The organism is Kocuria sp. cx-455, from assembly GCF_057707085.1.
In genome coordinates, this window is the sequence record NZ_JBYIPM010000004.1 from 159,467 (window position 1) to 182,815 (window position 23,349).

19 protein-coding genes are annotated in these 23,349 nt (G+C 67.6%); 16 read left to right on the plus strand and 3 right to left on the minus strand.

The window, feature by feature from the left end; all coding sequences use genetic code 11:
* Positions 1-103 precede the first annotated feature (103 nt).
* The 10 genes from glyA to thpR all read left to right on the plus strand — a co-directional run bounded on the left by glyA (position 104) and on the right by thpR (position 11,468).
* Complete coding sequence (glyA, locus tag AC3ENJ_RS07710; RefSeq protein WP_190806492.1) at positions 104-1,441, plus strand: serine hydroxymethyltransferase; 1,338 nt, start codon at positions 104-106, stop codon at positions 1,439-1,441.
* The gene (locus AC3ENJ_RS07715) at positions 1,441-2,658 is read left to right on the plus strand and encodes a sarcosine oxidase subunit beta family protein (protein WP_190781009.1); all 1,218 of its coding nucleotides are present in this window, start codon (positions 1,441-1,443) and stop codon (positions 2,656-2,658) included. Before glyA ends, AC3ENJ_RS07715 begins: the two co-directional genes overlap by 1 nt.
* 11 nt (positions 2,659-2,669) lie before the next feature.
* Positions 2,670-2,966, plus strand: a complete 297-nt coding sequence (locus tag AC3ENJ_RS07720; RefSeq protein ID WP_259916973.1) for a sarcosine oxidase subunit delta — start codon at positions 2,670-2,672, stop codon at positions 2,964-2,966.
* Positions 2,963-5,875 (plus strand): sarcosine oxidase subunit alpha family protein, encoded by a 2,913-nt coding sequence (locus AC3ENJ_RS07725; RefSeq protein WP_431813619.1) that lies wholly within the window; start codon positions 2,963-2,965, stop codon positions 5,873-5,875. Before AC3ENJ_RS07720 ends, AC3ENJ_RS07725 begins: the two co-directional genes overlap by 4 nt.
* On the plus strand, positions 5,868-6,584 hold the full coding sequence (locus AC3ENJ_RS07730) for a sarcosine oxidase subunit gamma (RefSeq protein WP_431813620.1): 717 nt from the start codon (positions 5,868-5,870) through the stop codon (positions 6,582-6,584). The genes AC3ENJ_RS07725 and AC3ENJ_RS07730 overlap by 8 nt, the downstream gene beginning before the upstream one ends.
* A gap of 79 nt (positions 6,585-6,663) precedes the next feature.
* Positions 6,664-7,554 (plus strand): formyltetrahydrofolate deformylase, encoded by an 891-nt coding sequence (purU, locus tag AC3ENJ_RS07735; RefSeq protein ID WP_190781006.1) that lies wholly within the window; start codon positions 6,664-6,666, stop codon positions 7,552-7,554.
* A gap of 107 nt (positions 7,555-7,661) precedes the next feature.
* The gene (locus AC3ENJ_RS07740) at positions 7,662-9,038 is read left to right on the plus strand and encodes an L-serine ammonia-lyase (protein ID WP_431813621.1); all 1,377 of its coding nucleotides are present in this window, start codon (positions 7,662-7,664) and stop codon (positions 9,036-9,038) included.
* Positions 9,039-9,054: 16 nt separating this feature from the next.
* Entirely contained in the window at positions 9,055-9,564 is a 510-nt protein-coding gene (locus AC3ENJ_RS07745; protein ID WP_431813622.1) for a metallophosphoesterase family protein, read from the plus strand.
* 93 nt (positions 9,565-9,657) lie between these two features.
* Complete coding sequence (gene arsB / locus AC3ENJ_RS07750; protein ID WP_431813623.1) at positions 9,658-10,755, plus strand: ACR3 family arsenite efflux transporter; 1,098 nt, start codon at positions 9,658-9,660, stop codon at positions 10,753-10,755.
* 116 nt (positions 10,756-10,871) lie between these two features.
* On the plus strand, positions 10,872-11,468 hold the full coding sequence (gene thpR / locus AC3ENJ_RS07755) for an RNA 2',3'-cyclic phosphodiesterase (RefSeq protein WP_190806498.1): 597 nt from the start codon (positions 10,872-10,874) through the stop codon (positions 11,466-11,468).
* 99 nt (positions 11,469-11,567) lie between these two features.
* Here thpR and AC3ENJ_RS07760 read toward each other — a convergent pair whose 3' ends face one another.
* Positions 11,568-13,022 carry an amino acid permease gene (locus tag AC3ENJ_RS07760; RefSeq protein ID WP_190806499.1) on the minus strand — a complete coding sequence of 485 codons (1,455 nt, stop codon included), beginning with the start codon at positions 13,020-13,022 and terminating at the stop codon, positions 11,568-11,570.
* Between the two features lie 238 nt (positions 13,023-13,260).
* On the opposite strand from AC3ENJ_RS07760, the gene AC3ENJ_RS07765 reads away from it, so the two are divergent.
* From AC3ENJ_RS07765 to AC3ENJ_RS07775, 3 genes are all read left to right on the plus strand, one after another.
* Positions 13,261-14,943, plus strand: coding sequence for an amidohydrolase (locus AC3ENJ_RS07765; protein ID WP_190806500.1), 1,683 nt, complete (start codon positions 13,261-13,263; stop codon positions 14,941-14,943).
* A gap of 96 nt (positions 14,944-15,039) precedes the next feature.
* Positions 15,040-16,686, plus strand: a complete 1,647-nt coding sequence (locus tag AC3ENJ_RS07770) for a thiamine pyrophosphate-dependent enzyme (RefSeq protein WP_190806501.1) — start codon at positions 15,040-15,042, stop codon at positions 16,684-16,686.
* Between the two features lie 25 nt (positions 16,687-16,711).
* Positions 16,712-17,953: an aminotransferase-like domain-containing protein gene (locus tag AC3ENJ_RS07775; RefSeq protein WP_223841710.1), complete on the plus strand. Its 1,242-nt coding sequence runs from the start codon at positions 16,712-16,714 to the stop codon at positions 17,951-17,953.
* A 19-nt stretch (positions 17,954-17,972) separates the two neighbouring features.
* Here AC3ENJ_RS07775 and AC3ENJ_RS07780 read toward each other — a convergent pair whose 3' ends face one another.
* Together AC3ENJ_RS07780 and AC3ENJ_RS07785 are read right to left on the minus strand one after the other, a co-directional pair.
* Positions 17,973-18,194 (minus strand): hypothetical protein, encoded by a 222-nt coding sequence (locus AC3ENJ_RS07780; RefSeq protein WP_431813624.1) that lies wholly within the window; start codon positions 18,192-18,194, stop codon positions 17,973-17,975.
* A gap of 105 nt (positions 18,195-18,299) precedes the next feature.
* Positions 18,300-19,010 carry an Lrp/AsnC family transcriptional regulator gene (locus AC3ENJ_RS07785; RefSeq protein WP_431813625.1) on the minus strand — a complete coding sequence of 237 codons (711 nt, stop codon included), beginning with the start codon at positions 19,008-19,010 and terminating at the stop codon, positions 18,300-18,302.
* A gap of 217 nt (positions 19,011-19,227) precedes the next feature.
* Here AC3ENJ_RS07785 and AC3ENJ_RS07790 point away from each other — a divergent pair, with 217 nt between their 5' ends.
* The 3 genes from AC3ENJ_RS07790 to AC3ENJ_RS07800 all read left to right on the plus strand — a co-directional run bounded on the left by AC3ENJ_RS07790 (position 19,228) and on the right by AC3ENJ_RS07800 (position 23,348).
* Positions 19,228-20,529: an MFS transporter gene (locus AC3ENJ_RS07790; RefSeq protein ID WP_190806503.1), complete on the plus strand. Its 1,302-nt coding sequence runs from the start codon at positions 19,228-19,230 to the stop codon at positions 20,527-20,529.
* Positions 20,530-20,606: 77 nt separating this feature from the next.
* The gene (locus AC3ENJ_RS07795; RefSeq protein WP_431813626.1) at positions 20,607-21,806 is read left to right on the plus strand and encodes a M20 family metallopeptidase; all 1,200 of its coding nucleotides are present in this window, start codon (positions 20,607-20,609) and stop codon (positions 21,804-21,806) included.
* Positions 21,807-21,884: 78 nt separating this feature from the next.
* Positions 21,885-23,348: a protein adenylyltransferase SelO gene (locus AC3ENJ_RS07800; RefSeq protein ID WP_431813627.1), complete on the plus strand. Its 1,464-nt coding sequence runs from the start codon at positions 21,885-21,887 to the stop codon at positions 23,346-23,348.
* The last annotated feature ends 1 nt before the right edge of the window (position 23,349 follow it).

The window sequence follows — 23,349 nt, forward strand, 5'->3', positions numbered from 1 at the left end:
TCGGAAACCCATTGACGGGTCGCCACCGTGACCGTAACCTGGATCACAGCCTGATATATCAATTACGTATCAGAAGACGAAGCAACACTTGAGGAGGCCGAGGATGGTCGATCTGAATACTCATCTCGCCCAGGGCGACCCTGAAGTGGCCGAGGCCATCGAAGCCGAGCTGCGACGCCAGCAAGGAACCCTGGAAATGATCGCTTCCGAGAACTTTGCGCCCATGGCGGTGATGCAGGCGCAGGGGTCGGTGCTCACCAACAAGTACGCGGAGGGCTACCCCGGCCGTCGGTATTACGGCGGTTGTGAACACGTGGACGTGATCGAGCAACTGGCCATCGACCGGGTCAAGGACCTGTTCGGCGCCGAACACGCCAATGTGCAGCCTCACTCGGGGGCGCAGGCCAACGCCGCGGCGATGTTCGCGCTGTTGGACCCAGGGGACACGATTCTGGGGTTGAACCTGGCTCACGGTGGTCACCTGACCCACGGCATGAAACTGAATTTTTCCGGCAAGCTCTACAACGTGGTGGCCTACGGCGTGTCGGAAGAGGACTTGGAGATCGACATGGCCGAGGTCGAGCGCCTCGCCGTCGAGCACCGGCCCAAGCTGATCGTGGCCGGCTGGTCCGCCTACACCCGCCAGCTGGATTTTGCGCGCTTCCGCGAGATCGCGGACCAGGTGGGGGCCTACCTCATGGTGGACATGGCCCACTTCGCCGGTCTGGTGGCCGCCGGCCTGCACCCCAATCCCGTGCCCCACGCGGACGTGGTGACCACCACCACGCACAAGACCCTGGGCGGCCCACGCGGTGGGGTGATCCTGTGCAAGCAGGAGCTGGCCAAGAAGATGAACTCCGCGGTGTTCCCCGGCCAGCAGGGCGGCCCGCTCGAGCACGTGATCGCGGCGAAGGCCGTGGCCTTCAAGTACGCCGCCGGTGAAGAGTTCAAGGACCGGCAGCGCCGCACCCTCGAGGGCGCCAAAATCCTGGCCGAGCGACTGCTGCACGATGACGTGGCGGAGCAGGGGATCGGGCTGGTCAACGGCGGCACGGACGTGCACCTGGTGCTTGTGGATCTGCGCAACGCCCAGCTGGACGGCAAGCAGGGCGAGGACCTGCTGCACCGAGTGGACATCACGGTCAACCGTAACGCGGTGCCTTTCGACCCGCGCCCGCCCATGGTCTCCTCGGGGTTGCGGATCGGCACCCCCGCGTTGGCCACCCGAGGATTCGGCCCCGACGAGTTCCGCGAGGTCGCCGACATCATTGCCCGGACCTTGCTGACGGCCGCCGACGACGCCGCCGCCCTCGACGCCCTGCGCGAGCGCGTGAACGCCCTGGCCGCCGCCTTCCCGCTCTACCCCGAACTCTCGGCGAGCAATGCTGACGTCGAATCCACCCATGACTACGCCGAAGCGGCGATGAACGGAGTGTCCTGATGGCTGATCTCTTGCCGGACCACCCGGATTTCCTGTGGCGCAACCCGGACCCCAAGCCTTCCTACGACGCGGTGATCGTCGGCGGTGGCGGGCACGGACTGGCCACCGCCTACTACCTGGCCAAGCACCACGGCATCACCAACGTGGCGGTGCTGGAGAAGGGTTGGCTGGGCGGCGGCAACATGGCCCGCAACACCACCATCATCCGCTCCAACTACCTGTGGGACGAGTCCTCGGGGATGTACGAGCACTCCTTGAAATTGTGGGAGCAGCTGCCGGACGAACTCGAGTACGATTTCCTGTTCTCCCAGCGCGGGGTGCTGAACCTGGCCCACACGCTGCAGGACGTGCGGGAGAGCACGCGGCGCGTGAACGCGAACAAGCTCAACGGCGTGGATGCGGAGTGGATCGACCCCCAGCAGGTCAAGGAACTGTGCCCCATCATCAACATCGGTGACGACATCCGGTACCCGATCATGGGAGCCACCTACCAGCCGCGCGCGGGTATCGCCAAGCATGACCACGTGGCCTGGGCCTTCGCCCGCAAGGCGGACGAGATGGGCGTGGACATCATCCAGAACTGCGAGGTCACCGGTTTCGTGAAGGAAGCCGGGCGGGTGATCGCCGTGGAGACCAGCCGGGGCCGGATCAACGCCGGCAAGGTCGCGCTGTGCGGCGCGGGTAACTCCTCGGTGCTGGCCGAGCTGGCGGGCTTTGAGCTGCCCATCCAGTCCCACCCGCTGCAGGCTCTCGTCTCCGAACTGCACGAGATGGTCCACCCCACCGTGGTGATGTCCAACCACGTCCACGTGTACGTCTCCCAGGCGCACAAGGGCGAGCTGGTCATGGGTGCCGGTATCGACGCCTACAACGGCTACGGGCAGCGCGGTTCGTTCCACGTGATCGAGGAGCAGATGGCCGCCGCGGTGGAGCTGTTCCCCATCTTCGCCCGGGCCCACGTGTTGCGCACGTGGGGCGGCGTGGTGGATGTCACGCTGGATGCCTCCCCGATCGTGTCCAAGACGCCCGTGGATCAGCTCTACGTCAACTGCGGCTGGGGCACCGGCGGCTTCAAGGGAACCCCGGGGGCGGGCTTCACGCTCGCTCACACCATCGCCCACGACGAACCACACCCGCTCAACGAGCCCTTCAGTCTCGAACGGTTCGAGACGGGCATGCTGATCGACGAGCACGGCGCTGCTGCCGTGGCGCACTAGAGGGAGCGAACATGCTGCAGATCAATTGCCCGTGGTGCGGTCCACGGGACGAGACCGAATTCCATTACGGGGGAGAGGCCCACGTGCCCTACCCCCGGGACCCGTTCGAGCTGGACGACCACCAGTGGGCCCGCTACCTGTTCTACCGCGCCAACCCGCGGGGGCTGCTCTCCGAGCGCTGGTCCCACGCCGCCGGCTGCCGCCGGTGGTTCAACGCCGTGCGTGACACGGTGACCTACGAGTTCAAGACCGAGTACAAGATGAGCGACCCCCGGCCGGACCTGGGAAATGTTGGAGGTGCCCTGTGAGCGAACAGACCCATCGCCTAACGGCCGAGCGTGCCGCCGGCCACGGCATCGACCGTTCCACCCCGCTGGAGTTCACCTTCGAGGGCGCCCGGTACACGGGCTTCCGCGGGGACACCGTGGCCTCCGCGCTGGTGGCCAACGGCAAGATCGATTGCGCCCCGTCCATGTACCGGCGCCGCCCCCGCGGGCTGTACTCCGCCGGTGTGGAGGAGCCCAACGCGCTGATCAAGGTCACTCCCCGTCACCAGCAGGACGTGGCCGAGTCCATGCTGCAGGCCACGGTCACCGAACTGACCCCCGGGATGGACGCCGTCTACCTCGGAGGCCACGGGCAGTTGGACCCCGAGACCGACCGCGCCTACTACGACCGCAAGTACGTCCACACGGACGTGCTTGTGATCGGCGCGGGCCCGGCGGGACTGTCCGCCGCCCGGGACGCCGCGGCCTCCGGGGCACGCGTGATCCTCATGGATGACCAGCCGCGCCCGGGCGGGGCCCTGCTGTCCGGCAAGGGTGAGCGCATCGACGGTGTCCCGGCCCTCGAATGGGTCGAACGCGTGAGCGCCGAGCTGGAGGCGGCCGAGGAGGTCACGGTGCTCACCCGCACCACCGCCATCGGCAGCTACGACAGCAACTACGTGGTGGCCGTCCAGCGCCGCACCGACCACCTCACGGGGGAGGTGCCCCGGGGCGTGTCCCGCGAGCGGGTGTGGCACGTGCGGGCCCGGCAGGTGGTGCTCGCCCAGGGCACCCACGAACGCCCCGTGGTCTTCCGCAACAATGACCGCCCCGGGATCATGCTGGCCTCCGCGGTGCGCAGCTACCTCAACCGCTACGGCGCCGCCGCCGGCTCCACCGTGGTGGTGGCCACCACCAACGACTCCGCCTACCGGCTCGTGGCGGATCTCGTGGAGCGAGGCATCACGGTCGCCGGGATCGTGGACGCCCGCCCTCAGGCATCTGCGGTGTCCGCCGAGATGGCCGAGGCCGGTGGCCTGTCGGTGCGCTACGGCTCGGCCGTGATCGACACCACCGCCGACGCGGACGGGCGCGTGAGCGGCGTCGTCGTCAGCGCGCTCGACGATGCGGGCGAGCTCGCCGGCGAGCCCGAGACCATCGAGGCGGACCTGTTGGCGGTGTCCGGTGGTTGGAATCCCGTGATCCACCTGCACAACCAGCGCCGCGGCCCGCTGCGCTGGAACGAGACGATCGCCGCGTTCGTGCCCGAGACCGCGATTGCCGGCCAGCACGTGGCCGGCGGGACCGCGGGCACCCTGGACCTGGCTGGGTGCCTGGTCGAGGGTGCCCAGGCCGGGGCGAACGCCGCCCGCGCGGCGGGCTTCAGCGCCACGGCGCGTGCCGCTACGACGCAGCCGGAGGCCCCTGGGATCGTACGCCCGCTGTGGCTGGTCCCCGGCGCCGAGGGCGAGCCCGGCACCTGGGACGAGCACTTCGTGGACTTCCAGCGCGACCAGGCCGTCAAGGACGTGATGCGTTCACTGGGCGCCGGCATGCGTTCGGTGGAGCACGTCAAGCGCTACACCTCGATCTCCACGGCTAACGACCAGGGCAAGACCTCCAGCGTGAACACCATGGGCGTGATCGCCACCGCGCTGGGCGGCAGCTCCCCGGACGAGATCGGCGTGACCGCCTTCCGCGCCCCCTACACCCCCGTGGCCTTCGCGGCGCTCGCGGGTACCCAGCGCGGGCAGATGTTCGACCCGGCCCGGTTGTCCGCGCCCCACGAGTGGCACCTGGCGCACGGTGCGAAGTTCGAGGACGTGGGGCAATGGAAGCGGCCGTGGTTCTACCCCCAGGACGGGGAGGACATGGACGCCGCAGTGCTTCGCGAGTGCGCGGCCGTCCGCGACTCCGTGGGGTTCATGGACGCCACCACCCTGGGAAAGATCGAGATCCGCGGCAAGGACGCGGGGGAGTTCCTCAACCGCGTCTACACCAACGCGTTCAAGAAACTGAAGCCCGGTATGGGCCGCTACGGCGTGATGTGCAAGCCGGACGGCATGGTCTTCGACGACGGCGTGACGCTGCGGCTGGACGAGGACCGATACTTCATGACCACCACCACCGGTGGGGCCGCCAACGTGCTGGACTGGCTCGAGGAGTGGCTGCAGACCGAGTGGCCGGAGTTGGACGTGGTGTGCACCTCCGCGACTGAGCAGTGGACCACCGTGGCCGTGGCCGGGCCCCGTTCCCGGGACGTGGTCGCGAAGCTCGTACCGGAGCTGAACGTGTCCAACGACGCGTTCCCGTTCATGGCCTACCGTGAGGTCTCCCTGGCCAGCGGGATCCCCGCGCGCATCTGCCGGATCTCGTTCTCGGGGGAACTCGCGTTCGAGATCAACGTGCCCACGTGGTGGGGAGCGGAGGTCTTCGAGGACGTGTGGCAGGCCGGTCAGGAGTACGGCATCACTCCCTACGGCACCGAGACCATGCACGTGCTGCGTGCCGAGAAGGCCTTCCCGATCGTGGGTCAGGACACGGACGGCACCGTCACCCCGCAGGATCTGGGGATGGATTGGGTGGTGTCCAAGCGTAAGGACTTCATTGGCAACCGCTCGTACTTCCGCAAGGGGCTGGAGGGCGAGGTGCGCAAGGAACTGGTCGCCGTGCTGCCCGTGGACACCGACTACAGGTTGCCGGAAGGTACCCAGCTGGTTAAACAGGGCACACCGATCACTCCTCAGGAGGGACCCGTGCCCATGGAGGGGCATGTGACCTCCAGTTATAACAGTGCCGCGCTGGGTCGGACCTTCGGGCTGGCCCTGATCAAGGACGGCCGCAACCGCATCGGTGAGACCCTGCAGGCACCCCTGGACGGGCAGCTGGTGGACGTGCTGGTGGCCGAACCCGTCGTTTACGACCCGGAAGGAAAGCGTCGAGATGGCTGAGCAAACCATGATGAACAGGGCCGAGCGCACGGCGGAGCACGCGGCGCACTTGCGCCGCAGCCCCGTCGAGCACCTGGCCGGGGAGATGAAGAGCGCGAGCGTGCCCGGCGAGCGCGGGGTGAGTCTGCGGGAGGTGCCTTTCCTGACCATGGTCGGGATCAGGGTGACGCCGGGGACCCCCGCCGCGGAGGCGGTCACCGAGGTGCTCGGCGTGGGGCTCCCCGCCGAGTGCGGTGAGGTCACGGGGGACACCTCGGAGGCAGCCGTGGTGTGGCTGGGCCCGGACGAGTTCTTGGCCGTCACCGGGGACGAGGTCGCCCCCGTGCCCGGACTGGACACCCGCTCCGAGCGCGACCCGGGCGCCCTGCCCACCCTGGCCACCCACCCGCTCGCGCAAAAGCTCGCGGCGGTCTTCGTCGAGGGTGGCCCGGCCGGGCAGGCCGTGGACCTGTCCGCCAACCGCACCACGCTGGAGCTGTCCGGGCCCTCGGCGCGCGCCGTCTTGGAGAAGGGCTGCCACGTGGATCTGCACCCGCGCAGCTTCACCCCCGGGCGGGCGGTGTCCACGTTGCTGGGTCCGGTACCCGTCCTGCTGTGGCAGACGGAGGACCTCACCTACCGGATCATGCCCAGGGCGTCCTTCGCCGATTACACGGTCCGGTGGCTCCTGGACGCGATGGTGGAGTACTCCGGGGAAGAAGTCGCCTGAGGGTTCCGCCCGTGACGGTCACCATCAGCTCACGGGCGGAACCACCACAGTCGTGAAAGATCGAAGAAGGAGTTGCCTCGTGACGGACGTACAACGGGCGCGCACCGGCGCTGAGACCACCGAACTGGTTCTGACCCTCGACTGCCCGGAGGACGTGGGTATCGTGCACGCGGTCACCGGCGTGCTGCTTGAGCACGGGTGCACCATTGCGGAACTGAAGCAGTTCGACGATCGCCGTCAGGAACGGTTCTTCATGCGCGTCCACGTGGTGTCATCCAGGGGTGAGGCACTGGATGAGCAAGCGCTGCGGGCGGACTTGGAGCCGGTGGCGCAGCGGTTCCACATGAACTGGGAGCTGCGACCTCACGGGCAGAAGCGCCGCGTGCTGGTGATGGTCTCCAAGTACGGTCACTGCCTCAATGACCTGCTGTTCCGTGCCCGAGTGGGGGAACTTCCCATTGAGATCGTGGCGGTGGTGTCCAACCATCTGGATCACCAAGGACTGGTGGAATGGCACGGCATCGACTTCCATCACGTGCCCGTGACCAAGGAGAACAAGCCGGAGGCGGAGACACGACTCCTGGACCTGGTGGACCAGTACACCGTGGATCTGGTGGTGCTCGCCCGGTACATGCAGGTACTGAGTGAGTCCCTGGTGGAACGCATGCGGGGCCGGGTCATCAACATCCACCACTCGTTCCTCCCCAGTTTCAAGGGCGCCAAGCCGTACCACCAAGCCTACGAACGGGGGGTGAAGACGGTGGGAGCCACCGCACACTACGTGAGTGACGAACTGGATGAGGGTCCCATCATTGCCCAGCAGGTCCTGGAAGTCGATCACACGCACGGCCCGGAAGACCTAGTAGCCGCGGGGCGGGACTCGGAATGCAAGGCGCTGTCCAACGCTGTCCGGTGGCACTGCGAAGGCCGGGTGATTCTCTCCGGGCACCGCACGGTGGTGTTGCGGTAGCCGAAGTGGCCGTCTCATCCGCAGGCGGTCTGTGCGGCCCGGTATCGCCGGAGCCAACATTGATAGTGTTCAAGGATCAGTCCCACGAGAAAACCGGAGGTGAGATCGTGGCACTTAGCGCATTAGATCTGTTCTCAGTAGGTATCGGCCCGTCCTCGTCCCACACGGTGGGTCCCATGCGGGCCGCCCGGCTGTTCGTCGAGGGCCTTGAGCAGGACGGCCTGCTGGAATCGGTGGCCCGCGTTCATTCCCAGCTCTTCGGCTCCCTGGGCGCCACGGGCTGGGGCCACGGGTCCGATAAGGCTGTGATCTTGGGCCTGATGGGCGAGGATCCCGAGACGGTGGACACCGACTCCGCCGATGATCAGGTCCAACGGGCCACTGAAGCCCGAAAGCTGCTGCTGGGGGGGCGTCAGGAGATCAATTTCGACCGTTCGAACGACGTGATCATGCATCGTCGAAAGTCCTTGCCCACTCACCCCAACGGCATGAGTTTCGAAGCCTACGATGCCGTCGGTGAGCTGGTGCGCGAACGCGTCTACTACTCGGTGGGTGGCGGTTTCGTGGTGGACGAATCGGCCTCCGGCTCGGACAAGGTCGTCGCGGACACCACCCCCGTGAAGTACCCGTTCAACACCGGTGACGAATTGCTCGCCGTGTGCGAGACCGAGGGGCTGTCCATTGCCCAGGTCATGATCGCCAACGAAGAATCGTGGCGCCCCTTGGAGGAGACCCGAGCGCAACTCCTGCACATCTGGGATGTCATGCAGGAGTGTGTCGAGAACGGGTGCACGCGCGAGGAGAAGACGCTGCCCGGGGGACTGAAAGTGCGGCGTCGGGCCCCGGAACTGCGCAAGCGATTGCTCGCCAAGGAAGCCGACAACGATCCCATGCGCGGCATGGACTGGGTCAACCTGTGGGCGCTCGCGGTCAACGAGGAGAACGCGTCCGGCGGTCGCATCGTCACCGCGCCCACTAATGGCGCGGCGGGCATCATCCCGGCGGTGCTGCACTTCTACACGCGCTTCATGGAGGACGCCAGCGATGACGAAGTGCTCAACTTCCTGCTGACCGCCGCTGCGATCGGCATTATCATCAAGGAAAACGCGTCGATTTCCGGCGCCGAGGTCGGCTGTCAGGGTGAGGTGGGCTCGGCGTGCGCCATGGCGGCAGCGGGCCTGTGTGCCGTGATCGGTGGGACCCCGCGTCAGGTGGAGAACGCCGCCGAACTGGGAATCGAGCACAACCTGGGTCTGACGTGCGATCCCGTGGGTGGTCTGGTGCAGATCCCGTGTATCGAGCGCAACGCGATCGCCAGCGTCAAGGCCATCAACTCGGCGCGGTTGTGCATGCACGGCGACGGCGAACACAAGGTCTCGTTCGATCAGGTCGTGAAAACCATGCGCGAGACCGGCGCGGACATGAAGGTCAAGTACAAGGAAACCTCCCGCGGTGGCCTGGCGGTCAATGTGATCGAGTGTTGAGCGCGGCAATTCCATCGTGACCACATCCATTCTGTTGCTCGCCGACACCCACCTCCCCAAACGCGCCAAAGCCCTCCCGGATCAGGTGTGGGGGGAGGTGGACGCCGCAGATGTCGTGATCCACGCCGGCGACTGGGTGGACCTGGACACCTTTGAAGCCCTCCGGAACAGGGCCCGGCGCTTGATTGCCGTGTGGGGCAATAATGACGGTCCGGAATTACGAGAGCTCATGCCCGAGACCGTTCACTGGGACATGGCGGGTCTGCGCTGGGCCATGACGCATGAATCCGGAGCGTCGAGCGGGCGCGAGAAACGCATGGACAAGGCGTTCCCTCACACCGACGTTTTGATCTTCGGTCACAGCCACATCCCCTGGGATTCCGTGTCACCCGCGGGCATGCGCCTGCTCAATCCGGGCTCACCCACGGATCGCCGCCGCCAGCCGCACTGCACGTACATGCGGGTCACCGCCGACGACGGCGCGCTCACCGCGGTCCAGCTGGTCCGGTTGCCTCCCCGCACGTGATCACTCAGGGGTGCGGAAGCCGAATTGATGCTCGTCCACGGGTCCATTACGGTCACTCACGGCCGAACATCACCTCGAAAGGCTTAACGTCCCATGAGCGACACCGTCACCGAGCGTCCCGCCGCACAGCACGGGGTGGTCAAGGACCTGTCCTTCCTGGATCGTTGGCTGCCCGCGTGGATCATTGCGGCCATGGTGGTCGGCCTATTCCTGGGGCGCGTGGTCCCCGGCCTGGGCACCGCACTCGAAGCGGTGAAGGTCGGTGAGGTCTCACTGCCCATCGCCATCGGCCTGCTGGTCATGATGTACCCGGTGCTGGCGAAGGTGCGTTATGACGAGACCCACCGGGTCACGGGGGATCGCAAGCTGTTGGGTCTCTCCTTGGTGCTCAACTGGCTCGTGGGTCCCGCGCTGATGTTCGCCCTGGCGTGGATCTTCCTTCCGGACTTGCCCGAATATCGCACTGGGTTGATCATCGTGGGTCTGGCCCGCTGTATCGCCATGGTGCTGATTTGGAACGACCTGGCCTGCGGCGACCGGGAGGCCGCCGCGGTTCTGGTTGCGATCAACTCGGTGTTCCAGGTGATGGCGTTCGGTCTGCTGGGCTGGTTCTACCTGCAGCTCTTGCCCTCCTGGCTGGGGCTGCCCACCACGAGCGCCCAGTTCAGCATGGGTGCCATTGTGTTGTCCGTCCTGGTGTTCTTGGGGATCCCCTTGCTGGCGGGATTCCTCACGCGAACTCTCGGCGAACGCGCCAAAGGGCGAGAATGGTACGAAAACACGTATCTGCCCACGATCGGCCCGTTCGCTCTCTACGGTTTGCTGTTCACCATCGTCTTGCTGTTCGCGCTCCAGGGCGATGCCATTACCTCCAACCCGTGGGACGTCGCGCGGATCGCGCTGCCGTTACTGGTGTACTTCCTCGCGATGTTCGGCGTTGGCCTGTTGGCCTCGCGCGGAATGGGCCTGAACTACGCCAAGTCCACCACGGTGGCGTTCACCGCTGCGGGCAACAACTTCGAACTCGCGATCGCCGTGGCCATCGGAACATTCGGGGTCACCTCGGGTCAGGCGCTCGTCGGTGTGGTGGGTCCGCTCATCGAGGTACCCGTTCTGGTGGCACTGGTCTACGTCTCGCTGTGGGCCGGCCGCAAGCTGTTCCCCGGCGACCGCACCGTTCCCATTCGCTGACACACAGTCATCGGCTCAAACGGATGCGCCTGATCCGCGACGACATCGCGGCTAGCGCGGAGAACCTTCTGGCCGGACTCACGCAGTAGCCACCGCCCGGGATTTAGGGTGGGGTCATGAGGCTGTTTGCGGCTGTTTATCCCACGAGGACCGCGCGCGAGCACTTGTGCGGTGCCCTGCGTGAGGTCCGAGAGATCACGGGCACGGCCCTGCGCTGGGCTGATCCAGAGCAGTGGCACGTCACGCTCGGTTTCTACGGTGATCAGCCCGAGGGCGCGCTGCCCGACCTCGCGGAGCATCTGAGCGGCGTCGCCCGCGAGACCGCGCCGTTCACCTCGTGCTTGCGAGGGGCCGGGTCGTTCTCCGGGACCACGCTGTGGCTGGGGCTGGGCGGCCAATCCGATCGCATGGTCGACCTCATGCGGGCCTGCTCTCTCCATGAGGAGGAGCGCGCCCGGCAAAGAGCCCACCTCACGGTGGCGCGTATGTCCCGCGCCGAGCGGACTCGCAAGGCCCGCGAACAACGGCGCCGCTCGCGCACCATTGCGCGCCCCTCTCCCGAGCTGTCGGACGTGGTGCACGCGCTGTCCGTGTACAAGGGCCCCGAATGGACCGTCAGCGACATCAGGTTGATGGCCTCGGTGCTGGGTGAGGGCCGGGGCGGGGGAGCACTGCATCACGAGGTGGAACGCTTTCCATTGCGGGGGCGGTGAACCACACGGCACGACCCTGCGGCGAGTTCCAGTTCATTTTCGACGTCGGTCAGGTCTCATTCCCGAGTTCTTCGCGGAGCTCCCCGGGTGATGTGCACTTCAGTGGCTGCGGTCGGTGAGGTGGGGCAGGCCGTGCTTGTCGACCCGGCGGCGGGAGATCTCGTAGCCGATATTGGTGCCCACGAGAATCAGCACGCCCGCGATCAGGCTGTAGTACCAGTGGGGATTCCGGACGTCGAACATCATGTACCCGGCCACGGCCACGAGGAACACGAGGCAGACCCAGTTGGTGATCGGGGCGCCGGGCATCCGGAAGCCGACGGCGTGGGCGTCGCCCCGGGCGACCGCGCGTCGATAGCCCAGATGGGAAACGAAGATAGAGATCCAACCGAAGAGGATGAAGACCGCGCAGGCGCTGAGAACGACCTCGAAGGCGTGGGAGGCGCCCAGGAAGTAGATCATGATGATCCCGGCCAGATAGACCCCCAGGATGGTGATGAGAGCGCCGGAGGGCACGCCACGGCGGGAGACCGTGGAGGTGACCCTGGGTGCCTGCCCGTGGGCTGCGAGATTGCGCAGCAGCCGCACACAGGCGTACAGGGTCGCATTGACACCGGAGATCGCTGCGGTCAGGACCACGAAATTCATGATCCCGGCCAGCGCCGGGATGTTCAGTGACGCCAGTGCGGTCACGAAGGGGGACTCGGAGCCGGAATACTGCGAGGTCGGTAAGAGCATCGAGAGCACCAGGATGGATCCGATGTAGAACAAGGCGATGCGCAGCACCACGGACCGGATGGCCCGTGGCATGGACGCCTGCGGATCTCTCGCCTCACCAGCGGAAACACCGACGACCTCGATCGCCGAGAAGGAGAAAACCACCCCGGCCAGCACGATGACCAAGGGTAGGGCGCCGTGGGGCGCGAAACCGCCGGCCCACAGATTCGTCAACGATGCCTGGGTGGGCGCACCGAAGACGTCGCCCGCAACGATCAGGACGAGCCCGGCCGCGAGGAAGAGCATGATGGCCAGGACCTTGATCGCCGAGGCCCAGAGCTCAACGACCCCGAACCATCGGACGCTGAGCAGGTTGACGGCCACGATCACCAGCGCCGCCACCAGCGACGGGATCCAACCGGGCATCGCCGGCCACCAGTACTGCACGTACACGGCCAGGGCCGAGATCTCCCCGACCCCGGCAATCGCCGCCAGGAAGACGTAGATCCACCCGGTGATGAACGCGAACCGGTTGGAGACGAACTCACGGGCGTAGGAGACCCAGGCCCCGGTGGTGGGGCGGTAGATGACCATCTCGCCCAGAGCGCGCATCAACAGGTAGACGACCACGCTGACGACCAGGTACGAGAGCACCAGCGCGGGTCCGGCGGTCGCCAGGCGATCCCCGATGCCAAGAAAAAGCCCGACACCGACGGCGCCGCCGATCGCGATCATCTGGATCTGGAAGTTGCCCAGGGAGTGTTTGTACCCGGCGTCACCCCGATCCTTGTACATGCTGATCGCGCCGGTCACCGGCGCGTCCGGGTGGATGGGCATACGGGTCTCCTTCGAGCGGAAATGATGTGGCTTATAGGGTGACACAGGCCATGAGCGTCGTCCACGTATTCGACCGATATGAGCTAAAAAAGTCTCAAAGGCTTCACAGGTACAAATATTTGTGCTGATATTGAACTAATCCGGATCGGTTGCCGGACCCGGGGCGGGACGCTCCGTGGCGCGGCGTTCCGCCGCTTGCATTCACCGGCACCAGCACGACAACGAGAGGACGGCGACCATGGCGCTCGACGTGATCTTCACGAACGGACGGATCCGCACCCAGGACGAGGACCGCCCCATGGCCCACAGCCTCGGCATCCACCACGGTCGTGTCGTGAGCCTGGATGACGACCTGCCTGCCTCCGCGTTCGACCGGGTCGTGGACCTCGGCGGGGCGCCCGTGCTCCCGGGTTTCAACGATGCGCACTGCCACGTGAGCTTCGTCGGAGAGGCCCTGGTCCAGGTGGATCTGCGCCCCGAGGTCGCCCCCACTCGTGCACATCTACTGGCCGCCGTGGGCGAACGGGCGGCAAGTGTGTCCGTCGGGGAGTGGGTCGTCGGCGCCGGATACGACCAGAACTGCTTCGACGACGGTGCGCACCCCACCGCGGCCGAACTCGACGCCGTCGCCCCGGATCACCCGGTGTGGCTGTGGCACAACTCCCGGCACATGGGCGTGGCGAACACCGCGGCCTTCGCCGCGGCCGGCCTGCCCGAACGTACCGGGTTCCGGGTCCCGGAGGGAGGCGGCGTTCCTCTCGACGCCGAAGGTCGAGCCCTGGGCCTGCTGCAGGAGACGGCCAAGGCCCTCGTCACCGACGCGATCCCGGCGAAGACCACTGAGCAGGTCGCGGATCAGATCGCCGCGGCCTGTGACCAGTTGCTCGCCCACGGCATCACCTCCGCCACCGAGCCGGGCATCGGGGCGCCCGCCCACATCGGCCAGTGCGTCACCGATCTCGCCGCGTTCCAGCTCGCCCGCGAACAGGGCCGGCTGGGCGTGCGGATGACCGTGATGCCCTACCTGACCACGCTCCACCCCGTGGATCCCACCGGCCGCACGGTGGCCCAAGAGCTGCCGACCGAGGGCCGGCCCTTCGGGCTGGACCTCGGGATGCATACCGGTCTTGGCGACGACCGGTTGCGGATCGGCCCCGTGAAGGTACTGTCCGACGGCTCCCTCATCGGTCGCTCCGCGTTCATGTGCGCGGACTACGCCCTCGACGCGGAGCAAGGCGCGTCCAACCGGGGACTGCTCCAGTTCGCCCCGGAGTACCTGCGCACCCGACTGATCGCTGCCCACCGTGACGGTTGGCAGCTGGCCGTCCACGCCATCGGTGACGGTGCCGTGGACCTGGTTCTCGATATCATCGCCGAGGCGCAGGAACGGCACCCGCGACCGGATCCGCGTCACCGCATAGAGCATCTCGGGGTGGCCAGCGACGAACAGATCGACCGCTGTGTGGCCCTGGGTGTGGTCCCGGTGTCCCAGGGGCGCTTTGTCCGGGAGCTGGGAGACGGCGTGGCCCGGGCGCTGGGTCCCGCGCGCACCCCGCTGGCCTACCGGATGCGGTCCCTGCTCGAGGCCGGTATCAAGGCCCCGGCCTCGACCGACGCACCCGTCGTCGATGATCGACCACTGCTGAACATCCACGACATGGTCAACCGCCGCACCAGCTCCGGGGCCGAGTTCGGACCCGAGGAGCGCATCACGGTCGAGCAGGCCGTGCGCGCGTACACGGTGCACAGCGCCTGGGCCGTGCACCGTGAGCAGGACATCGGCACCCTGGCCCCCGGCATGCTGGCCGACTTCGTGGTGCTCTCCGAGGACCTCCACGAGGTGAACCCGCAGCACATCGAGGACGTCCAAGTGATCGCCACCGTCGTCGGTGGCGACCTTGTCCACGGCTCTCTCGACTGAGACCCTACAATTCCGCGGTACCACGATCGTGCGGCCCGCACCACGCAGACTTTCCCCCCTCCGCCGGCGAGGCGGGGGACGAGACCAAGGAGCACCATGACCACCCAGTCCGCAGGCCATTTGATCGTCGAATCACTGAAAGTCCACGGCGTCGAGCGGGTCTTCTCCGTGCCCGGGGAGAGCTACCTGGATCTGCTCGACGGACTCTACGGGTCCGGGATTGAGAACGTCGTGTGCCGCCAGGAGGGCGGTGCGACCTACATGGCCGAGGCGGTCGGTAAGGCAACCGGCCGGCCCGGCGTGGCGATGGTCACCCGCGGGCCCGGCGCTGCCAATGCTTTTGTGGGTATCCATCTGGCGTGGCAGGACTCCACCCCGTTGGTGCTGTTCGTCGGCCTGATCCCGTTCGGCCACCGCATGAAGGAGGCGTTCCAGGAGTTCGACCCCCACGCCTGGTTCGGCACCCAGGCCAAGCGCGTGTTCGTGCTGGACGAAGCCGCCCGGGCGTCCGAAATCGTGGCGCAGGCCTTCTTCGCGGCGACCTCGGGCCGACCAGGTCCCGTCGTCGTCGGCCTGCCTGAGGACATCCTGGCCCAGGTGGTCGACAGCCCCGTCCACCCGCCCGTGCCCGTCACCGAGGGCGCCGTCAGCGCGGAGGAGCTCGCCGAGCTCACCGCGGCCCTCGAAGGCGCACACCGCCCGGCCCTGCTCGTGGGTGGGCCCCGCTGGACTCCTGAGGCCGCCGTCCAGGTGACCCGCTTCGCCGAGGCCAACAGGATCCCGGTACTCTCTGACTGGCGGGCCGCCGACCGTGTCCCCTGGGACTCCCCGGTCAACGCCGGCGAGCTCGGCTATGGCCGGGCCGCCGCGACCTGCGAGGTGCTGGAGCGGGCGGACGTTCTAGTGGTGGTCGGCGGAACCCTCTCCGACGTCCCCACCGACGGCTTCACCCTGCGCCAGGACCCTGCGGCCGTGAACTGGGTCGTCAACATCGACCCCTCCCTGCGACAGCACTCCGGGGCGGTCACCCGCCACCTCCTGGCCAGCCCCGTGGCCTTCGGCCGGGCTGTCGAGAACCTGACGCTGGGTGATCACGCGGACTGGAACGCGTGGGTCCGCGCCGCGGCGGAGGACCACGCCCGCACGGTCGCGATTCCGGAGCAGCCCGGGGCGAACCGGCCGGGCACGGCCAACATGACGAGGGTCATGGCCGAGATCCGCCGGCACTTACCCGCCGACGCCGCCGTGGCGTACGGCTCCGGCAACCACACGGCGTGGGCGCACTACTACTTCCCCTCCACCGTCTACCCCTCCCAGTTCTCGGTGCGCAACGGCACCATGGGCTACAGCATCCCCGCCGCGGCCGCCGTCTCCCTCACCCGGCCCGAGCGTTTCGTCGTCGCGGTCGCCGGGGACGGGGAATTCCAGATGAACAGCCAAGAACTGGCCACCGCCGTGCAGTACGGGGCAAAGGCCCTGGTCCTCGTGATGGACAACGGCCAGTACGGCACCATTCGCTCCCATCAGGAAGCCCACTACCCGGGCCGCGTCTCCGGAACACAACTGGTCAACCCCGACTTCGCCGCCCTCGCCGCCGGCTATGGCGCGTTCGGCGCCGTCCTCGACGACGACGACGCCATCGAGGAGACGATCACCGCCGCCGTGAACGCTGTGCGCTCCGGCCGGCTGGCCGTGGTCCATGTCAAGGTTGACCGCGCCCTCATGCTGCCCTCCGCGAACTGACCGACCCCCTCCCAGGAGCCCCACCATGTCCCACACCACCGATACCGACCACAACACCGCTCTCGGGTTCGGTCTTGAGCACTGCGCCACGGGCGTGCGCAATGCGAAGGCCTCCGAGGTTCGCAAGGTTTTTGCCATGTCCGCCCGTCCCGGCATGATCTCCTTCGCCTCCGGGCTGCCCGAGCTCGGTGCCCTGCCCTACGATCAGCTGGCCGACATCGCTGCCGGTCTGTTGCGTGAGCGGGGCCCCGAGGTCATGCAGTACGGGGCGAGCACCGGAACCCCCGGGCTCAAGGAACAGATCCTGGGGCTCATGCGGCTCGAGGGCATCGACAACGCCGCCCCCGACGACGTTGTGGTCACCACCGGATCCCAGAACGGCCTGGATTTGCTGACCCGTATTCTTGTCGACCCGGGAGACGTGGTCTTGGCCGAATCGCCCTCCTACTCGGGCGCCCTGGCCGTCTTCACCGGGGCGCAGGCCGAGGTCGTGCATGTCCCCTCGGATGATCAGGGTCTGCTGCCCGACGAGCTCGAGCGCACCATTGCACGCCTCCAGGGGCAGGGGCGGGCGATCAAATTTCTCTACACCATTCCCAGCTACCAGAACCCCGGCGGGACGATGCTGTCGCAGGAGCGCCGCGACCGCGTCCGACAGATCTGCGCGGACGCCCATGTGCTCGTGGCGGAGGACAACCCCTACGGCCTGCTCGGCTTCGATGGGACGCCCGCCCGAGCGATGCGCGCCGACGACCCGAACGTGGTCTACCTCGGCTCGTTCTCCAAGATGTTCGCCCCCGGCCCGCGCGTGGGCTGGACCGTGCTGCCGTCCTCCCTGGCCCGTCCCTTCGGGCTGCAGGCCGAGGCTGCGGTGCTGAACCCCTCCGTGCTCACGCAGGAGATCGTTGCCGCCTACCTGCGGGACACCGACTGGCAGGCCGTGCTCGAGCACTACCGGGCGCTCTATGCCAGGCGCGCCGAGGCCATGGTGCGCGGGCTCCAGGAGCACATGCCGGAAGGTGTCACCTGGAACGTGCCGCGGGGCGGATTCTACTGCTGGCTGAGTCTCCCGGAGGGTGTGGATTCCTACGAGCTGTGCTTGGCCGCCATCGACCAGGGTGTGGTCTTTGTCCCCGGCACCGCGTTTTACACCGACGGACGCGGGCACCGGGAGGCCAGACTCTCCTACTGTCACCCCACCGAGGAGAAGATTGCCGAGGGCACCCGTATCCTTGGCGCCACCCTCACCTCGTTCCTGAACCGGTAAGACCGAGTCAGCAGGAACCTCAGCTCAAGGGCAGTTCCGGGACGATGAACCGCTCGCTGGCACCGCCTCGTGGGTCCAGGACCCACCCCAGGCGCTTCACGGGACGCAAAGAGATCACCGACTGCTGGATTTCGATGCCCGGTACCAACTCCTGGATTCGCTGCTCGGTCTCCAGAACGTGTGCCACGGAGCTCAGCCACATCACCACCAAGAAGTTGGCGCGACCAGTCACCGAGGCCAAAACCCGTGTGCGGGAGTCCTCGGCCAGCCGCTCGGCGGCGGCCGCGTGCTCTGCGGCATCCAGGCGGGTGAACCACTGAACGGTGAGCGGGAAGCCGGCCAGGGGCTAGGCCACATCGCAGCGCAGGTTGAGCATCCCGCTGGCCAGTACCTTCTGCAGGTGGCGCCGCGCGGTGGCCGGGTGCAGTCCGGTGAGCCGGGCGATCTCGGCGGCGCTGGCGCGGGCGTCGCGCATGAGCACCTCCACGACCGCCCGGTGCTCCTCCTGCAACGATGCCCGCCGGGGCAGTTCCTCCTGTTCCCGCGCGGCCACCGACTGCACCTGCGCGAGCTGCTCCGAGTCCAGGACATCGAGCCGCCACCGGTGCCCGGCCACGTGCAGGTGGGAGGAGAGCATGACCCGGATCCCGCCGACGCCCGCCACCGGGGAGATCCGCTCTTCGACCAGCTCGCTGAGCGCGGCGAGGTCCTGCGTCACCACGGTGAGCCCGATGTCAGGATCCCCGGAGAAAGCGTCCACGGACAGTACCTCGGGCATCGCCACGAGTTCGGCCAGGGCGTCCCCCCGCGTACCGGGACGGCAGGACAGCTCCACGAAGGCGAGCCCGGCCGGGGTGTCGGAGATGTCGAGTTGCGCGGTCAGCCACGCGGCACCGGTTTCCCGGAGCCGTTCCCAGCGAGTTGCGAGTGTCGTGGGGTGCGCGCCCAGGATCTCCCCGGCGTCGCCCCACGTGATGCGAGGCGCCCACTGCAGGACGTTGACCAACGCGAGGTCCTGCTCGGACAGTCCCGGGTCCTCGTGGTGGCGCTCTGTCATGGGTCCTCCGGTTTCTCCTCATGACGATCCTAACTGACCGGACGATCCCGGGCGTGCCAGGGTGCAGACAATTTTTGTAATGGGAATAATCAATGCAATTTTTTGCGGAAGTCTAGCCATCGAGTGAGTTATAGATCACACTATTTTCAGGCAGTCGCACAAAAGCTTCAGAATGTGTCGGCCGTGCCCCGAACCCTCGACCGTCAGGATCCCGCCCATGAGCTCCACCGCTACCGGCGCCCACACCACGCCGTCGCCCGTCGCTGCTCCGCAGTCGACGCGCAAGACCCTGTTCAACACCGGCATCGGCAACGCCCTCGAGTGGTACGACTGGGGTATCTACGCCACCTTCGCGATCTACTTCGCCGGCGAGATCTTCAACCCTGAGGATCCGGTGGCCGCGATCCTGGGTGCCATGGCCGTGTTCGCCGTCGGTTTCGTCTTCCGCCCGCTGGGAGGCTTCCTCTTCGGCTGGATGTCGGACCGCTTCGGCCGCAAGTCGTCCATGGTTTCCACCGTGGGATCCGCCTCTCTCGGTTCCCTGCTGATCGCCGTGGTGCCCTCCTACGAGTCCATCGGTTTCTGGGCCGCCGCGATCCTGCTCCTGGCCCGCGTCCTCCAGGGCCTCGCCCACGGTGGCGAGATGCCCACGGCGCAGGCCTATATCGCCGAAGCGGCCCCGCGGGAACGCCGAGGCAAGTGGTCCTCGCTCATTTACGTCTCCGGTACCGCCGGCATCCTGATCGGCATCCTCATGGGGGTGCTCCTCGACCTCGTTCTCGCCGCCGAGGCCATGGCCGCATGGGGCTGGCGCATTCCCTTCGCGGTGGGTGCCCTCATGGGGCTGTGGGCGGTCATCGCCCGCTCCACGATGCACGAGACGCAGCACTTCACCGAGGAGCGCAAAGCCGACAGGCCCCGGATGTTGCCGGAGATCCGGCGTCACTGGCGCAGCGCCCTGCGCGTCATTGGCTTGTCGGTGGGCGGCACCGTCTGCTATTACGTGTGGTCCGTATCCGCCATCCAGCAGGCCGTCGTGGTCCACGGCATGGCCCAGGGCACGGCGCTGCAAGCGAGTCTGCTGGCCAATCTGATTCTCATCTGCACGCTGCCGTTCTGGGGCGCGCTCTCGGACCGGATCGGGCGCAAGCCGTTGCTGATCCTCGGCAACGTGGTCCCGGCCCTGCTGTTCTTCCCCCTCAACGCCATGGTGGGACAGTCCTTCCTGTCCCTGTTCGTGCCAGCCACGATCATGCTGATTCTCATGGGATCGGTCCTCGCTATCACCCCGGCCGTGTTCAGCGAGCTGTTCCCCACCCGCATCCGCACCATCGGCGTGGCCGTGCCCTACTCGTTCGCCGTGGCGATCTTCGGCGGCACCGCGCCGTACCTGCAGAACTGGGTCAGCACCACCTACTCCGTGGGCGCTTTCTCCTTCTACGTCATCGTGCTGCTGGTGGTCTCGGTTGTCGTGGCCGCCACACTGCCGGAGACGAGAGCCAAGGATCTGCGCCACTGACATGCCACACGGTGCCTCGACCCCCCCGCGGGGGTCGGGCACCCGCCCGGTCCCACCGCCCCGAAAGAACGGACCCCATGACAAAGACCACCACGACCGCCAGCAGCGCGCTCAAGCAACGCATCGTCGAGCACCTCGACGAGCGCCGGGAACAGCTCTTGGACTTCAGCCACCGGCTCCATCGGAACCCGGAGCTGGGCTGGGAGGAGGTCAAGGCCTCCGGCTGGTTGGCGGAGGAGTCCGCGAGCGGCCGCGGAGCGCGGGTCCAGCAAGGCCTCGGTGCCCTGCCCACGGCGGTGCGCGCCGAGGCCGGCACGGGTGAGCTGGTGGTGACGGTGTGCGCGGAGTACGACGCGCTGCCCGGCGTCGGCCACGCATGCGGGCACAACGTCATCGCCGCCGCCGGGCTCGGGGCGTTCCTGGCCCTGGCCGAGATCGCCGAGGAGATCGGCGTCACCGTCCGGCTGCTGGGCACCCCCGCCGAGGAGAACGGCGGGGGTAAGATCGTCATGCTCGAGCAGGGCGAGTTCGAGGGCACCCACCTGGCCATGATGGTCCACCCCATGAACCAGGAACGCTCGAACATGCTTCCCATGGCCTGCGCCGGGTACACCGCCGCCTACACCGGGCGCAGCGCCCATGCCTCCGCCATGCCCTGGGACGGTATCAACGCCCTCGATGCCATGGTCATCGCCAACACGGCGATCGGCCTGGCCCGTCAACAACTCGAGCCGGACCAGCAGGTCCACGCGATGCTCACCGGGGCCGGGGACGCCCCCAACGTCATCCCCGGTAACTCCTCCGGAATGTTCATGACCCGCGCGCACACCCTGGCGTCCCTGGAACGGGTTGATGAGACGCTGCGCCGCTGTCTCGAGGCCGGGGCGCTGGCCACCGGTTGTTCCCTGGACCTGCAACAGGTCGGTCGTTCATACTCCCACATGGAATCCGACACCGGGCTCGAGGCCCTCTGGACGGAGAACCTCCGCAGCCGCGGGCGCGAGCCGCTCCCGGCGGACACCCGCGGCGGCTCCACGGACATGGCCAACGTGTCCCTGCGGTTCCCGACCATCCACCCCACGATTCAGATCTGCGCGGATGTTCCCGTCCACAACGAAGCCTTCGCCGCCCACGCGGGCGGACCCGACGGGGACCGCGCCGTGCTCGACGGCGCCTACGGGCTCGCCGCCACGGCCGTGGACGCCGCGACGACCCCCGCCGTCCGGGCGAGGCTGCTCGCGGGGCAGCGCAGGCTGCGCCGCGACCTGCCCGCCTGATCGTTCTGATTGTTCCCAGGCGGGGGCGGTGATCCGGCACTCCGAGCCCACGATCAGGGGCGCGAGTAGGCTGGAGGCGTGAGCACTGCACCCGACCCCACCGTTGTCCTCGGTGACCGGTTCGCCCGGGAACTCAACGAAATGGCCGTCCCCTGGCACGGCCGGGAGGTGCCCGACGCGCGCCTGCTCGTGCTCAACGAACCCTTGGCCGCTGACCTGGGTCTGGACCCGGGGTGGTTGCGCACCTCCGACGGGTTGCGCCTGCTGGTCGGGAACCTCGTCCCGCAGGGTGCCGCACCGGTGGCGCAGGCGTATTCCGGGCACCAGTTCGGCGGGTTCTCCCCGCGCCTCGGTGACGGCCGCGCGTTGCTGCTGGGCGAGATCACCGATACCGCCGGCCGGCTGAGGGACATCCACCTCAAAGGCTCCGGCCCCACCCCGTTCTCGCGCGGCGGCGACGGACTGGCTGCCGTGGGGCCCATGCTGCGCGAATACGTCGTCAGCGAGGCCATGCACGCGCTGGGTGTCCCCACGACACGTTCCCTGGCCGTGGTCGGCACTGGGCAACGGGTACGTCGCGACACCTTGCTCCCCGGAGCCGTGCTGACGCGGGTCGCGAGCAGCCACCTGCGGGTGGGCAGTTTCCAGTACGCCCGCGCCACGGGCAATGTCGACCTGCTGCGCCGGCTCGCGGACCACGCGATCGACCGTCACTACCCCCACACCGCCAGCGCGGAGCACCCTTACCTCGCATTGTTCGAGGCGGTGGTCGCCGCGCAGGCGGAGCTGGTCGCGCAGTGGATGCTCGTGGGTTTCGTCCACGGAGTGATGAACACCGACAACATGACCATCTCCGGGGAAACCATCGACTACGGGCCGTGCGCCTTCATGGACGCCTTCGACCCGCGGACGGTGTACAGCTCCATCGACGAGACCGGCCGCTACTCCTACGGCAACCAGCCGTTCGTCGCGGAGTGGAACCTCGCGCGTCTGGGTGAGACCCTCCTGCCCCTCATGGGTGACGACCAGGACGACGCGGTGTCCCGGCTCAGCGAGGCGCTCGGGGCGTTCCGGGCGCACTACAGTAGCGCGTGGTCTGCGGGTATGCGGGACAAGCTCGGGTTGCCCGAGGCTCTGGACCGTGAGGTCACCGCTCCGCTGATCGACGAAATGGTCACCCTGCTGGGAGAGCACCGGGTGGACTACACCTCGTTCTTCCGGGGTCTCGGAGCGGTGGCCCGCGGTGACTCAGGATCCGCCCGGAGCATGTTCACGGATCCGGCGGCCTTCGATGTCTGGGCCGAGCGCTGGCGTGCCCTGGGCCCGGATGCGGAGCGCATGGACCGGGTCAACCCTGTCTACATCCCTCGCAACCACCTGGTCGAGGAGGCACTCGCCGCCGCCGAGAAGGGCGACACGGGCCCGCTCGATCGGCTCCTGGACGCCGTGATCCACCCCTACCACGAGCGCCCCGAGCTGCAACGCTACGCGGAACCCGCACCCGGGGGCTTCGGCCCCTACCGCACCTTCTGCGGGACCTGAG